12 protein-coding genes are annotated in these 13,598 nt (G+C 63.5%); 10 read left to right on the top strand and 2 right to left on the bottom strand.

All coding sequences use genetic code 11. From position 1 onward, the window contains the following. Positions 1-305: 305 nt before the first annotated feature. The 4 genes from AC4FAH_RS00855 (at position 306) to AC4FAH_RS00840 (ending at position 4,201) form a co-directional block, all read left to right on the top strand. Positions 306-1,490 (top strand): beta-ketoacyl-ACP synthase III, encoded by a 1,185-nt coding sequence (locus AC4FAH_RS00855; protein ID WP_175090509.1) that lies wholly within the window; start codon positions 306-308, stop codon positions 1,488-1,490. 135 nt (positions 1,491-1,625) lie between these two features. Continuing rightward, positions 1,626-2,387, top strand: coding sequence for an MlaA family lipoprotein (locus AC4FAH_RS00850; protein WP_043333983.1), 762 nt, complete (start codon positions 1,626-1,628; stop codon positions 2,385-2,387). A 115-nt stretch (positions 2,388-2,502) separates the two neighbouring features. Continuing rightward, positions 2,503-3,654 carry a PP2C family protein-serine/threonine phosphatase gene (locus AC4FAH_RS00845; protein WP_043333982.1) on the top strand — a complete coding sequence of 384 codons (1,152 nt, stop codon included), beginning with the start codon at positions 2,503-2,505 and terminating at the stop codon, positions 3,652-3,654. Beyond that, positions 3,647-4,201 (top strand): STAS domain-containing protein, encoded by a 555-nt coding sequence (locus AC4FAH_RS00840; RefSeq protein WP_043333981.1) that lies wholly within the window; start codon positions 3,647-3,649, stop codon positions 4,199-4,201. The genes AC4FAH_RS00845 and AC4FAH_RS00840 overlap by 8 nt, the downstream gene beginning before the upstream one ends. A 195-nt stretch (positions 4,202-4,396) precedes the next feature. On the opposite strand, the gene tal is transcribed toward AC4FAH_RS00840, so the two are convergent. Then, on the bottom strand, positions 4,397-5,335 hold the full coding sequence (gene tal, locus AC4FAH_RS00835) for a transaldolase (protein WP_043333980.1): 939 nt from the start codon (positions 5,333-5,335) through the stop codon (positions 4,397-4,399). A 324-nt stretch (positions 5,336-5,659) separates the two neighbouring features. Here tal and AC4FAH_RS00830 point away from each other — a divergent pair, with 324 nt between their 5' ends. The 5 genes from AC4FAH_RS00830 to pstB all read left to right on the top strand — a co-directional run bounded on the left by AC4FAH_RS00830 (position 5,660) and on the right by pstB (position 11,496). Then, the gene (locus AC4FAH_RS00830) at positions 5,660-6,877 is read left to right on the top strand and encodes a Bcr/CflA family multidrug efflux MFS transporter (protein WP_043333979.1); all 1,218 of its coding nucleotides are present in this window, start codon (positions 5,660-5,662) and stop codon (positions 6,875-6,877) included. Between the two features lie 112 nt (positions 6,878-6,989). Beyond that, positions 6,990-8,006 carry a substrate-binding domain-containing protein gene (locus tag AC4FAH_RS00825; RefSeq protein WP_043333978.1) on the top strand — a complete coding sequence of 339 codons (1,017 nt, stop codon included), beginning with the start codon at positions 6,990-6,992 and terminating at the stop codon, positions 8,004-8,006. 128 nt (positions 8,007-8,134) lie between these two features. Continuing rightward, complete coding sequence (pstC, locus tag AC4FAH_RS00820; protein WP_284892671.1) at positions 8,135-9,391, top strand: phosphate ABC transporter permease subunit PstC; 1,257 nt, start codon at positions 8,135-8,137, stop codon at positions 9,389-9,391. 14 nt (positions 9,392-9,405) lie between these two features. Next, on the top strand, positions 9,406-10,572 hold the full coding sequence (gene pstA, locus AC4FAH_RS00815; RefSeq protein ID WP_043333976.1) for a phosphate ABC transporter permease PstA: 1,167 nt from the start codon (positions 9,406-9,408) through the stop codon (positions 10,570-10,572). 81 nt (positions 10,573-10,653) lie between these two features. Continuing rightward, entirely contained in the window at positions 10,654-11,496 is an 843-nt protein-coding gene (gene pstB, locus AC4FAH_RS00810; RefSeq protein WP_153635115.1) for a phosphate ABC transporter ATP-binding protein PstB, read from the top strand. Positions 11,497-11,642: 146 nt separating this feature from the next. On the opposite strand, the gene AC4FAH_RS00805 is transcribed toward pstB, so the two are convergent. Beyond that, positions 11,643-12,863 (bottom strand): acetyl-CoA C-acyltransferase, encoded by a 1,221-nt coding sequence (locus AC4FAH_RS00805; RefSeq protein WP_107335493.1) that lies wholly within the window; start codon positions 12,861-12,863, stop codon positions 11,643-11,645. Between the two features lie 117 nt (positions 12,864-12,980). Between AC4FAH_RS00805 and AC4FAH_RS00800 the strand changes: the two genes are divergently transcribed. Further along, a complete protein-coding gene (locus tag AC4FAH_RS00800) occupies positions 12,981-13,598 on the top strand; it encodes a TetR/AcrR family transcriptional regulator (protein WP_288989668.1) in 618 nt (205 codons plus the stop codon).

Here is a 13,598-nt window from a genome sequence, read left to right as displayed (position 1 = left end):
GCTGTGCGTGGCATCAGGGGCTTGCGTGACCGGTACGTGGAGGCGTGCCGCGGCGGGATGGCCCAAGCTGCAGACAGGAATTGCTGTTTAAGCATTCACTGTGATCGCCCGACAAATGCTGACTCGGGCGTCTGGAATCGCCGAGACAGCGTACACTGAACATGGGGCATGACGACGCGGCGCCGGGTCGTGCCCCGCTCAATTCTGGTGATATCCCGCGGGATAGCACTGTCAGGAGTGGATGCATGCCAAACAATGACAATGATCACGCTGCCGATACGCAACATGCCAACGCCGGTCAGTCCATGAGCGCCAGCGGCAATCATCGCGTACTGATCACCGGCAGCGGGCTCTACACGCCGCCCAATGCCATCAGCAACGAGGCATTGGTGGCGTCCTTCAATGCCTGGGTGGCGGCGGACAATGCCGCCAATGCCGACGCCATCGCACGTGGTGAGCGTGAGGCGCGCACCGAGTCCAGCGCCGAATTCATCGTCAAGGCCTCGGGTATCCACAGCCGCTACGTGCTGGATGCCGAGGGCATTCTCGACCCGGAGCGCATGCGCCCACGCCTGCCGGCGCGCGCCAATGACCAGCCCTCGGTGCAGTGCGAGATGGGCGTTGCGGCCGCGCGTGAAGCGCTGGCGGCGGCGGGCGTCAACGCCGCGGACCTGGATCTGGTCATCGTGGCCTGTTCCAACCTCGAGCGCCCCTATCCGGCGGTGGCGGTGGAACTGCAGGCCGCGCTCGAGGCCGGTGGCTATGCCTTCGACATGAACGTGGCGTGCAGCTCCGCCACCTTCGGCATCGAGACCGCTGCCAACGCGATTCGCAGCGGCAGTGCCAGGCGTGTGCTGATGGTCAATCCGGAGATCTGCAGTGCGCATCTCAACTTCCGCGACCGTGACAGCCACTTCATCTTCGGGGATGCTTGCACGGCCGTGGTGCTGGAGGCGGCGGATGTCGCCACGCGCACCGATGGCTTCGAGGTGCTCGGCACGCGCCTGGTGACGCGCTTCTCCAATGCGATACGCAACAATTTCGGCTTCCTCAATCGCACGGCGGTGCTTGAGGACGACGTGGCATCCGCGATGACACTCGACAGCGCGAGCCTCCGTGAACAGGCCGATGACAAGCTGTTCATCCAGGAAGGGCGGCGCGTCTTCCGCGAGGTCTGCCCGATGGTGGCCGAGCTGATCACCACCCATCTGGGCGAGATCGAGGCAGACGGCGGTGATCTTGATCGCATGTGGCTGCACCAGGCCAACCGCCACATGAACGACATGATCGCGCGGCGCGTGCTGGGGCGTGACCCGTCGAGCGAGGAAGCGCCGATCATTCTCGATCGCTACGCCAATACCAGCTCCGCGGGCTCGGTGATCGCCTTCCATCTCCATCACGCTGACCTGGCGCCGGGGAGCCTGGGGGTATTGTGTTCTTTCGGGGCAGGCTACAGTGCCGGCAGCGTGCTGCTGAAACGCTGCGGTTGAAGCAGGACATTGCGCGAATCCACGTGGCCTGTGCTGGCTCTTGGCGAGCGCGGAACGTATAAAGAAGACCGGACCTGACAGCCAGGGATGTGGCAAGGACCGCTGCAGGAATCCAATAGACTTACAGGTGACGAGATGCACACGATCAAGACTTCCCTGCCGGCACTGCTGGCCATGTCCCTGCTGGCGGGTTGCGCCAGCACAGGAGACAGCGAGCCGAACCCTCAGGACCCCTGGGAGGGCTTCAACCGTAACGTCTATACCTTCAATGACACCCTGGATCGCTATGCCCTCAAGCCGGTCGCGCAGGGCTATGACTATGTGACGCCGGAGCTGGTACAGGATGGCGTGGGCAACTTCTTCTCCAATCTGGGAGAGGTCAGCACCATGTTCAACTCGGTGCTGCAGTGGAAGTGGGCCAATGCCGGTGTCTCCACCGGCCGTCTGCTGCTCAACTCCACCGTCGGCATCGGCGGCCTGTTCGATCCGGCCAGCGAGCTTGGCTGGACAGTGGACGAGGAAGACTTCGGTCAGACCCTCGCCGTCTGGGGCGCAGGGCAGGGGCCGTATCTCGTGCTGCCGCTGTTCGGTCCGAGTACCGTGCGTGATACCGCGGGCATGCCGGTGGATTACTTCGCTGATCCCGTCAACTACGTCGAAGACGACAAGGTGCGTTACGGCCTGAAGGCGCTGGATCTGGTCGATACCCGTGCCGGTCTGCTCGAGCAGGAGAAGCTGATCCAGGGCGATCGTTACAGCTTCATTCGTGATGCCTACCTGCAGCGCCGCAACTTCGAGATCAACGATGGCAAGCTGGGTGATGATCCCTTCGCCAGCGACAGCTTCGATGATGCCGATCTCGACGGTGCCTTCGCACCGGAAGACGACAGCCAGTAACGCGTCACCCGCAGCAGGCGACCGGTACCGTGAAGGGGCAGTGGTGCCGGTCGCGAGGGCAAGCAGCATCAAGACTGCGAGTGGATGGCAGTAAGGACGGGAATGAGGGGTTGGCATGGCGGATGAGCAAGGCAAGCGTCTGTTGATCGGTCTGATTGATCTTCCCGGCTCGCGGCGTGATGCGCTGGCGAACCTGTTGACGGATGAACGCTGTGCGGTGGCGGCCTGTGATGGCATCGCGACACTGCCCAGCGGAGTGGCGGTGGTGGTCGCGCATGTCGAGGCCGTTTCCAGTCATGAGTGGGCGCGTCTGGCCGAGCGCCTGCCGACGGTGGTGGTGGCCGAGAGCCGTGGCGATGAATGCCTGCTGCCGGCGGTGGAGGCCGGGCTGGTCGATTACCTCATCTCGCCGCGCGAGCATGGCTCGGTACTGCGCAGTCTGCTCAAGCGGGCGGCGGAGCATCACCAGCTGGCCCATGAGCACGCCAAGGCACGCGCGCGCCTCGAGGAGCTCAACGAGCACCTGGAGACGCATCTGGCGCTGCTGCGTCAGGACCAGCAGGCCGGTGGCCAGATCCAGCAGCGTCTGCTGCCCCAGAGCGGACAGCACATCAATGGCGTCAGTTATGAGTACTGCCTGTCGCCGTCGCTGTATCTGTCGGGTGACTTCCTCGAGTATCAGGCGATCGACGAACGCTTCAGCCTGTTCTACTTTGCGGATGTCTCCGGTCATGGTGCCTCGTCGGCCTTCGTGACCGTGCTGCTCAAGCTGTTGTTCGCACGCGCGATCCGCCACTGGGAGGAACATACGCCGGAAACCTTCGGCCCCGAGTGGCTGGCACTGCTCAACCGTGAACTGATCGACAGTGGTATCGGCAAGCATGCCACGGTGATGTGTGGTGTGATGGACCGTGACACGCGCACGCTGCATTACACCCTGGGCGCCCAGCTGCCGATGCCGGTACTGGTCACGCCCGACGGCGAACTGCGTGAGCTGGAAGGCAGCGGTCGGCCGGTGGGGCTCTTCCCAGACACCCGCTATCCAGCGTATCGTGTGGCGCTTCCTGAGCGCTTCCGTCTGTGGCTGGCCAGTGATGGTGTACTGGAATGCCTGCCGGGCGAGGCGCTGGAGGACAGGACTCGAGCACTGCATCAACGGATTCTGAGCAGTGAGGATGTGCAAGGATTGCGTCGTGGACTGGCGCTGGATGGCGAGCTGCCGGATGACCTTACCTTGATGACGCTGACAGGATTCCATGATGGATGAAGGACGTATCCAGGCCGTGTTCGAAGACGGCCTGTTCGTGCTCAAGCTATCCGGTGATGTACGCCTGACGCTGTGTGCCACGCTGGATCAGCAGGTACAGCGCGTGGCTGCGGTTGAGGGACTGGAAAGCGTGATCATCGATCTGCGCGAAGCGACCAATGTCGATTCCACCGCACTGGGCTTTCTGGCCAAGCTGGCGCTGGCGGTCCGCGACCGGCTGGTGATGCCGGCGCAGGTGGTGGCTGCCCATCCCGACGTGCTGACCATGCTCAAGGTGATGGGGTTCGACGAGGTGGCCAGTGTCGTGGACGCCGGCAGCCTGCCGGAGGCGGACCAGGCCGATCTGGACGGGGCTTCCTGCTGCAACGCGCCAGCGCTGAACGAGTCTCAGGATGACGCCGATGCCTCGCCCCAGCAGGAACAGGAGCTGCGCGGACGCATTCTCGAGGCTCACCGGCTGTTGATGTGCCTGAACGGCCACAACCGCCTGGAATTCCAGCCGCTGATCGAGCTGCTGGAAAGCGAGGAGCATCGCCAGCCGCACTGAAGGCGCGCGCTGGGGCTTTTAGCCTGACAGCACGCTGCTGAAAGCACGAACCTGACAGCGCGATTCAGACAGCACGTTTCTGAAAGCACAAAAAAAGCGCCTGCCGTGAAACACGGCAGGCGCTTTTTGTTGCCTTGGCCATTCAATGAGCTCTTGCTTAACAAGAGCTCATCATCGGCGCTATGCTCCGTTGACTCAGTGGCTGCGCAGTTCGGCCAGCAGAGTCTCGAGCTTGCGCTGATCGGCCATGAACTTGCGGATACCTTCGCCCATCTTCTCGGTGGCCATGGCGTCTTCGTTCATGTCCCAGCGGAAGTTGGACTCGGTCAGCACTTCCGGCACGTTCTGCTCGGCATCGGCGGCCAGCAGGCGACGTTCCAGCGGGCCGGTGCTCTCGGCCAGCTCACCCAGCAGTGCCGGCGAGATGGTCAGGCGGTCACAGCCGGCCAGCGCTTCGATCTCGCCGGTGTTGCGGAAGCTGGCGCCCATCACGATGGTCTTGTAGCCGTGGCCCTTGTAGTGCTCGTAGATGGCCTTGACCGACTTCACGCCCGGGTCGTTGTCGCCGCTGAAGTCGGCGTCCGGCTGATTGGCCTTGTGCCAGTCGAGGATACGACCGACGAAGGGCGAGATCAGCGTCACGCCGGCATCGGCACAGGCCTGGGCCTGGGCGAAGCTGAACAGCAGCGTCAGGTTGGTGCGGATGCCTTCGCGCTCGAGCTTCTCGGCGGCGCGAATGCCTTCCCAGGTGGAGGCGGTCTTGATCAGGATGCGTTCCTGACCGACGCCATTGGCGGCGTAGCGCTCGATGATGCGGTGCGCGCGACGGATGGTCTCGTCGGCATCGAAGGACAGACGGGCGCTGACCTCGGTGGAGACATAGCCCGGCACCAGGCCGGCGATCTCGGTACCGATATCCACGGCCACGGCATCGACGGCATCATCGATGTCGGTGGCCTTGCGCGCGACTTCGGTCAGGCGCTCGCGACGTGACGGGTCCTGAGCGGCCTGCAGGATCAGTGACGGGTTGGTGGTAGCATCAGTGGGCGCGAAGCGACGAATGGCCTCGAGGTCACCGGTGTCGGCGACGACGGTGGTCATTTCCTTGAGTTGGGAGAGCTTGTCCTGTGCCATGCAAGAGTTTCCTGTACTGAGCGTGAGCCACCCGAAGGGGTGAGTGGCCCTCATGAATAAGGCAAGAGGTGAAGGGCAGGGGCCGCCGGAGCGAGCGCTGCCACCGAGTGTGCACCCACGCCTGCCGGCTGTGAAGACATCTCGGGCCGATCGCCCCAAGTGGATGATCCGCGGGGATTTCATCAGCGTGATGTGACATTCGTCACCTGTGTAGGTCAACTGTATCAATTGTGCGGCGGCGCGCCCACTGTCGTCATCTGACGGCAAGGGCGTGGCGTTTTCGGCACGTGGACATACCATCGACAAACGATTGCAGGAGGGGATGTGGACAAGCGTCAAACCCGTCAGCTGGCCTTGCTGGTCGCGGCCAATACGGCCCTGGCTCCATTGGCCATCGATGCCTATCTGCCGGCATTGCCGGCCATGGCGGAAGACCTGGCGACCACGGTGCACCATACCGAGCTTTCGCTGTCGGTCTTCCTGCTCGGCTTCTCGCTGGGGCAGCTGATCTTCGGCCCGCTGTCAGACCGTATCGGGCGCAAGCCGGTCCTGCTGTCAGGCATCTTCGTCTTCCTGCTGGCGAGTCTGGCCATCACCCAGGTCGAGAGCCTTGAGGGACTCTATGCGCTGCGCTTCCTGCAGGCGCTGGGCGGCGGCGCCTCGGTGGTCAATTCCTCGGCGATCGTGCGCGATTGCTTCAGTGGCCGCGAGGCGGCCAAGGTGCTGTCCACCGTCGCGGTGATCATGATGCTGGCGCCCTTGATCGCGCCTGCCATCGGCAGTCTGCTGCTGGGCATGGCGGGCTGGTGGCTGATCTTCGCCTTTCTGGCCGCCTATGCCGCCTTCCTGCTGGTGGTGCTGCCGCTGCGCTTGCCCGAGACCCGGCGCAAGCGTGAGGCGGACGAGCCGCCGGCCAGCCTCCTGCAGGTCGCGCGTGACTATGCCAGCGTGCTGCGCCACGGGCCGGCGATGGGCTATGCGCTGACGCAGGCGATGGGCTTCGGTGGCATGTTCGCCTTCATCACCGCGTCGCCCTACGTCTATATGCAGCATTTCGGAGTGACGGCGGCCTGGTACCCGGTGCTGTTCGGCGCCAACATCCTGTTCATGTTCACCGCCAACCGTCTCAACGTGCGCCTGCTGTCACGCCTGTCGCCGCCGCGCCTGCTGCGCATCGGCATCGGTATCCAGCTGTCTGCCGCCATCCTGCTGGTATCGGCGCTGGCACTGGGGCTGGACCTGCTCTACGTCATCGCGCCGCTGCTGATGGTGTTCGTCGGGGCCAACGGCATGGTGGCGCCCAACGCGATCTCCTCGGCGCTGGAGTATTTCCCGCGCATCAGCGCCACGGCCAATGCGCTGATCGGCAGCATGCAGTTTGCCAGTGGCGCCGTGATCGGCATGCTGATCGCAGGTCTGGCGATGGACAGCCTGTGGCCGATGATTCTCGGCATGCTGGGCACGGCGCTGGTCAGCAATATTCTGCTGCGGGTGCTGGCAGGGCGCCGCGCCCTGGCGCGCCATGAGACGCCGCCCGACTGAGAAAGGCTTGAGCCGGCGACTGTCACACAGTTGTCATGAATGCTTGGCAAGGTACTCCCTGTAGACAAGAAGCCACCTCACTGGCTCATTCCTATCGCAAGGAGTTTCAGGCATGAAGGCGTTCCTCAAGTCCGGTCTCGCAGTGGCTGTCATCGCTGCATCAGTTGGTGCTGCAGAAGCCCGTGAACAGCTGCGCATCGTGGGTTCTTCCACGGTCTATCCGTTCTCCAGCTACGTCGCTGAAGAGCTGGGTGCCACCAGCGATTTCCCGACTCCGGTCATCGAATCCACCGGTTCCGGCGGCGGCATGAAGCTGTTCTGTGAAGGTGTCGGTGACAGCACTCCGGACATCACCAACGCCTCTCGTCGCATGAAGACGTCTGAATTCGAGCGCTGTGAAGAGAACGGCGTGACCGATATCACCGAAGCCATGATCGGCTTCGACGGTATCGCCTTCGCCCAGTCTGTCCGCGATGGCAGCATCGACCTGACCCGTGAGCAGATCACCCTGGCGGTCGCCGCTCAGGTGCCGGTCGACGGCAAGCTGGTCGACAACCCCTACACCAAGTGGTCCGAGATCGACTCCTCCCTGCCGGACCGCAAGATCACCGTCTATGGGCCGCCTTCCACTTCCGGTACCCGTGACGCCTTCGAAGAGCTGGTGATGGAAGTCTCCACCGAAGAAATGGAAGGCTACGGCGGTGAGGGTTACACCAACATCCGTCAGGACGGTCACTACATCGCTGCCGGCGAGAATGACAACCTGATCATCCAGAAGCTGGTCGAGAACACCGAAGCCTTCGGTATCTTCGGCTACTCCTTCCTCGAAGAGAATGCTGACAAGGTCGTCGGTGCTTCCATCGATGGCGTGCAGCCGGAAGCCGATGCCATCTCCTCTGGCGAGTACCCGGTCTCCCGCTCCCTGTTCTACTACGTGAAGAACCAGCACAAGGATGACGTGCCGGCTCAGCAGGCCTACAACGACCTGTTCATGAGCGAGAAGATGATCGGTGAGCTGGGCTACCTGAAGGGCATCGGTCTGATCCCGCTGCCGAAGGAAGAGCGCGCCACGCTTCGCGAGCAGGTCGCTGAGCGCACCAAGCTGACTCTGGCCGATCTCCAGAAGTAAGCAACGCAGCTGACCCTCTGACGCGGCCGGTTGCCCTTGGCAGCCGGCCCGTTTGCTTGACTGGTCGCAGGGTTTCGCAAGGCATGAAGCCTTCCCCCTGTGAACAACGCGACTCCGGGACCCGAAAGATGCAGACTCAGCAGATCTTTCTCTTCTTCATAGGCATCGTGGCGCTGGCTGGCCTGGTGGCCTTCTTCAGCGGCCGCAGCAAGGCACAGCGTGTGCGTGCCAGCGGTGCTGAAATGTACGCCCAGCCGGATCAGTACGGCTGGTTCACGGCAATCTCCAGCGCAGGGCCTGCTCTGCTGATCGGTCTGGCAGCCGTCGTTGCGATTGCCACCGCAGATATCGATATCGAAGGCATGCAGCTGCTGATCGCCAGTCTGGTCGTCGCAGCCGTCGGCCTGGTCATCGGCCTCGCCCTGGTGAAGCCTGATTTCCATGCGCGCAATGCCATCGAGACCCTCATTCGTTATGTGTTGATCGGCGCGGCGATGATTTCCATCGTCACGACGTTCGGCATTCTGGTCTCCATCATCTTCGAGGCCATCCGCTTCTTCCAGATGGAAAGCTTCTGGACCTTCATCACCGGCACCACCTGGGATCCGGGCAACAGCTTCCAGATGGCCGCCGGCCGTGGTGAAGGTGTCGAGAGCACCGCCAACTTCGGTGCCGTACCGCTGTTCGCCGGTACCTTCATGATCACCCTGATCGCGATGCTGGTGGCCATTCCCATCGGTCTGCTCGCCGCGGTATACATGGCGGAGTTCGCCCCCGAGAGCGTGCGTACCGTCGCCAAGCCGGTGCTGGAAGTGCTCGCCGGTATCCCGACCGTGGTCTACGGCTTCTTCGCCGCCATCACCGTCGCGCCGCTGATCGTCGACATCTTCTCGCCGCTGGGCATCGAGGCGTCCTACAACAACGCGCTGGCGCCGGGGCTGGTCATGGGCATCATGATCATTCCGTTCATCTCCTCACTGTCCGATGACGTCATCACTTCCGTGCCGGACACCATGCGTCAGGGCTCTCTGGCGCTGGGCATGACCCACGGCGAGACCATCCGCAACGTCATCCTGCCGGCCGCGCTGCCGGGCATCATCTCCGCGTCTCTGCTGGCCATGTCACGCGCCCTCGGCGAGACGATGATCGTGGTGATGGCGGCGGGCATGCGTCCGAACCTGACCGCCAACCCGCTGGAAGACATGACCACCGTCACGGTGCGCATCGTTGCCGCGTTGACTGGCGACCAGGAATTCGCGAGCGCCGAGACACTGTCGGCCTTCGCGCTGGGTCTGGTGCTGTTCGTTGTCACTCTGCTGCTGAACATGGTCTCGGTGGTCCTGATCCGCCGCTTCCGTGAGAAGTACAGCGCCAACAACCTCTGAGGCCGAGACTAGACATGAGCCATTCATTCGACGATATCTCGGCCCAGCTGAAGGGCCGTCATCGCCGCACCAAGCGCCTGAAATTCATGTCCATGGGCGCACTCGCCCTGGCCGCCACCTTCCTGGTGGTCTTCATCGGCGACATGGTCATGCGCGGCTATCCGGCCTTCCAGCAGGCAGAACTGCACGTGCCGGTCACCTACAGCGAGCAGTCGCAGGAAATCCCGCTGGCAGCGGTGGAAGAAGACGTGCGTGATCTGGTCAGCCGCGGCTGGCTGCGCCAGCTGCCGCGCGACATGGCCGCTGACGCCAGCCTGATGGGACAGACGATCGACCGCTGGGTGATCGCCGATGACCAGGTCGATCAGTACCTCAAGGGCCACAAGTCACACCTGAAGCCCAAGCAGACCGCCGTGCTGGATCGTATGATCGAGAACGGCACGGCCGAGCTCAAGTTCAACATCAACTTCTTCACCACCGGTGACTCGAAGTTGCCGGAATACGCCGGTATCTGGTCGGCCGCGATGGGCACGATCCTGACGCTGCTGGTCACGCTGGCCTTCGCCTTCCCAGTCGGCGTGCTGACGGCGGTCTATCTGGAGGAGTTCGCTCCGGACAACCGCTTTACCCAGGCCATCGAGATCAACATCAACAACCTGGCGGCGGTGCCGTCGATCCTGTTCGGTCTGCTGGGTCTGGCGATCTTCATCAACTTCTTCGGCATGCCGCGTTCCTCCCCGCTGGTCGGTGGTCTGACGCTGGGTCTGATGACCTTGCCGGTGATCATCATCACCACGCGCTCGGCGCTGCGCAGCGTACCGGACACCATTCGTCAGGCCGCCTTCGGCGTCGGCTGCTCCCGCTGGCAGGTGGTGCGTGACCACGTACTGCCGCTGTCACTGCCGGGGATCCTGACCGGTTCCATCATCGGCCTGGCACAGGCGATGGGCGAGACCGCGCCGTTGATCATCGTCGGCATGGTGGCCTTCATTCCGGATGCGCCGACCGCCATCACCCAGGCTGCCACCGTGCTGCCGGCCCAGATATTCACCTGGGCGGGCGAGCCGGAGCAGGCCTATGTTGAACGTACTGCGGCGGGCATCCTGGTGCTGCTGTCAGTGCTGATCCTACTCAATGCCGCAGCCGTGATGCTGCGCAAGAAATTCGAGCGTCGCTGGTAGGCAGCTGCGAGGCGGCCCGCCGATTGGCCGGTCGCCTTCCACCCTTAGCCCTGGCCCACGACTCATCAAGGAATACGAGACATGAACAGCACCGTCGCCACTCCCGCCAAGCCTGCCGCCGCCACTCGTCCCGGTAGCCCGGTCGTCATCAACGAAGATGCCAACCACGAGCTGGCCATTCGCGTGGAAGACCTCAACCTGTGGTACGGCGAGAAGCAGGCGTTGAAGAACATCAACATCGATGTCTTCCAGAAGAACGTCACCGCCCTGATCGGCCCGTCCGGTTGTGGCAAGTCGACCTTCCTGCGCTGCCTGAACCGCATGAATGACCTGATCCGCAGCGTGCGCATCGAAGGTCTGGTCGAGATGGATGGCCGTGACGTCAACGCGCGCAACATGGATGAAGTGGCATTGCGTCGTCGCGTCGGCATGGTGTTCCAGAAGCCGAACCCGTTCCCCAAGTCCATCTACGACAACATCGCCTACGCGCCGACCATGCACGACCTGGTCAGCCGTCGCGCCGACAAGGATGATCTGGTCGAGAGCGCGCTGCGTGATGCGGGTCTGTGGGAAGAAGTGAAGGACATTCTCGACCAGCCGGGCACCTCGCTGTCCGGTGGTCAGCAGCAGCGTCTGTGCATCGCGCGTGCCATCGCGGTCAAGCCGGACGTCATCCTGATGGATGAGCCGACCTCGGCGCTCGACCCGATCTCCACCGCGACCATCGAAGACCTGATGGACAAGCTGAAGACCCAGTTCTCCATCGTCACCGTGACGCACAACATGCAACAGGCGGCGCGTGTCGCCGATTACACCGCCTTCTTCCACATGGGTGAGCTGGTGGAGTACAACGACACCAAGACCATGTTCTCCAACCCGAATACCAAGAAGGCCGAGGACTACATCACCGGTCGCTATGGCTAAGCGGCGCCAGCGTCAGGGCTCGGAAGGCTGAGCCCCTGTTCACTTCCTGAGAGCATCGCAGGCCGCACGACGACACGAGGCCCGGATCAATGATCCGGGCCTCGTGTCGTTTCAAGCATCAGGTTGGCTCAGTGTCTGCTGGTGGATCAGCCTTCCAGTTCGACGGCGATCGCGGTGGCTTCGCCGCCGCCGATGCACAGCGCCGCGATGCCGCGCTTCTTGCCGCGGCGCTCCAGCGCGTTGATCAGGGTGACGATGATGCGCGAGCCGGTGGAGCCCACCGGATGCCCCTGGGCGCAGGCGCCGCCGAAGACATTGACCTTGTCATGCGGGATGTCGTGGGCATCCATCGCCAGCAGGGTGACCACCGCGAAGGCCTCGTTGATCTCGAACAGGTCGACGTCTTCTGTGGTCCACTCCAGGCGCTTCATCAGCGAGTCGATGGCGCCGATGGGCGCCAGCGTGAATTCGCTGGGGTGCTGGGAGTGGGTGCTGTGTCCGAGGATACGCGCCTTGACGGCCAGCCCGCGTCGTTCGGCTTCATCACGGCGCGTCAGCACCAGCGCCGAGGCGCCGTCGGAGATGGAGCTGGCATTGGCGGCGGTGATGGTGCCGTCCTTGGCGAAGGCCGGGCGCAGGGTGGGAATCTTGTCGAGATTGGCCTGGAAGGGCTGCTCGTCCTGCTCGACCACGCTCTCGCCCTTGCGGCTCTTGACCGTGACGGCGGCGATTTCCGGTGCGATATCCCCCGATTCGGTGGCCGTCATGGCGCGCCTGAGCGATTCGATGGCGAAGTCGTCCATGCGCTGGCGGTCATAGCCGCGGGCATCGGCCACTTCCTGGGCGAACACGCCCATCAGCTTGCCGGTCTCGGCGTCTTCCAGCCCATCGAAGAACATGTGGTCCTTCAGCTCGCCATGGCCGAGACGATAGCCGCCCCGCGCCTGGGTGAGCAGATGCGGGGCGTTGGACATCGATTCCATCCCGCCGGCCAGCATGATGCGGTTGGTGCCCGCGCGAATCAGATCATGCGCCAGCATGGTGGCCTTCATGCCGGAACCGCACAGCTTGTTGATGGTGGTGGCGCCGATGCTGTCCGGCACGCCGGCCTGACGCATGGCCTGCCGCGCCGGGCCCTGCTTGACGCCGGCGGGCAGCACGCAGCCGAAGATGCCCTCGTCGACATCGGCAGGCGTAAGGCCTGCGCGTTCGATGGCCGCCTTGATGGCCACGGCGGCCAGCTGTGGCGCGCTCAGTGTCGAGAGTGAGCCCTTGAGGCCACCCATCGGCGTGCGGGCACCGGCGAGAATCACGATGTCATCGGCGCTGGCGGCGGGGCTTGGCGTAGTGCGGGAAGCGGTCGTCATGACGGTCTCCTGTGTCTTGTTATTGGAAGATCGAGTCGTGCAGTCGGCGTTGTGATCACTGCGTGGCTATGCTTTGATCCATTCAATCCCATAAACCAAGCAAGCGCTAGTTATACGATGAATGTAGCCACCGCCTCACCCCGTCGCAAGGAGCTGGTCCGTATCGCTGCCCGCCTGTTCGTCGAGGAGGGTTTCGATCGCACCACCGTCCGCATGCTGGCCCAGGAAATGGGCATCAAGTCCGGCAGTCTCTTCCATCACTTCGCCGACAAGCAGGAAATTCTGTGCGCCGTGATCGAGGAGGGCATGTTCAGTGCGCTGGCCATCGCCCGTGAGCATCTGGCGCGCTGCGAGCCGTGCCAGTCAAGCGAAGTGACCGCCTCGGCGGCGTCGCAGCAGCAGGCGCGTGAGCGACTGCTGGCCCTGGCGCGTGCACATCTGGACACGCTGCTCACCGATCGCAATGCCCATGTGGTCGCGCTCTATGAGTGGCGGCGGCTGGAAGGCCCGGCGCGCGAGCATCTCGTCCAGCTGCGCGATGACTACGAGGATCTGTGGCGTGACGCCATCGCCTCCGCCGTGGCCGCAGGGCTGCTCAAGGGCGACGCCGCGCTGCTGCGCCAGTTCATGCTCGGCGCGCTCAACTGGACGGTACGCTGGTATCGCCCCGAGGGAGAGCGCTCCCCCGATGAGCTGGCCGAGGCGCTGGTCGACAGCCTGTGTCGTCTGCCCTGA

It is taken from the genome of Cobetia sp. (genome assembly GCF_983723665.1).
The sequence above is the reverse complement of the archived record's forward strand: the minus strand, read 5'-3'. Positions and strand labels throughout refer to the sequence as shown.

Bases quoted from the DNA above. Each gene is read 5' to 3' on its own strand.
- AC4FAH_RS00855 (WP_175090509.1), top strand. From the start codon at position 306: ATGAGCGCCAGCGGCAATCATCGCGTACTGATCACCGGCAGCGGGCTC.
- AC4FAH_RS00850 (WP_043333983.1), top strand. From the start codon at position 1,626: ATGCACACGATCAAGACTTCCCTGCCGGCACTGCTGGCCATGTCCCTG.
- AC4FAH_RS00845 (WP_043333982.1), top strand. From the start codon at position 2,503: ATGGCGGATGAGCAAGGCAAGCGTCTGTTGATCGGTCTGATTGATCTT.
- AC4FAH_RS00840 (WP_043333981.1), top strand. From the start codon at position 3,647: ATGGATGAAGGACGTATCCAGGCCGTGTTCGAAGACGGCCTGTTCGTG.
- tal (WP_043333980.1), bottom strand. From the start codon at position 5,335: ATGGCACAGGACAAGCTCTCCCAACTCAAGGAAATGACCACCGTCGTC.
- AC4FAH_RS00825 (WP_043333978.1), top strand. From the start codon at position 6,990: ATGAAGGCGTTCCTCAAGTCCGGTCTCGCAGTGGCTGTCATCGCTGCA.
- pstC (WP_284892671.1), top strand. From the start codon at position 8,135: ATGCAGACTCAGCAGATCTTTCTCTTCTTCATAGGCATCGTGGCGCTG.
- pstA (WP_043333976.1), top strand. From the start codon at position 9,406: ATGAGCCATTCATTCGACGATATCTCGGCCCAGCTGAAGGGCCGTCAT.
- pstB (WP_153635115.1), top strand. From the start codon at position 10,654: ATGAACAGCACCGTCGCCACTCCCGCCAAGCCTGCCGCCGCCACTCGT.
- AC4FAH_RS00805 (WP_107335493.1), bottom strand. From the start codon at position 12,863: ATGACGACCGCTTCCCGCACTACGCCAAGCCCCGCCGCCAGCGCCGAT.
- AC4FAH_RS00800 (WP_288989668.1), top strand. From the start codon at position 12,981: ATGAATGTAGCCACCGCCTCACCCCGTCGCAAGGAGCTGGTCCGTATC.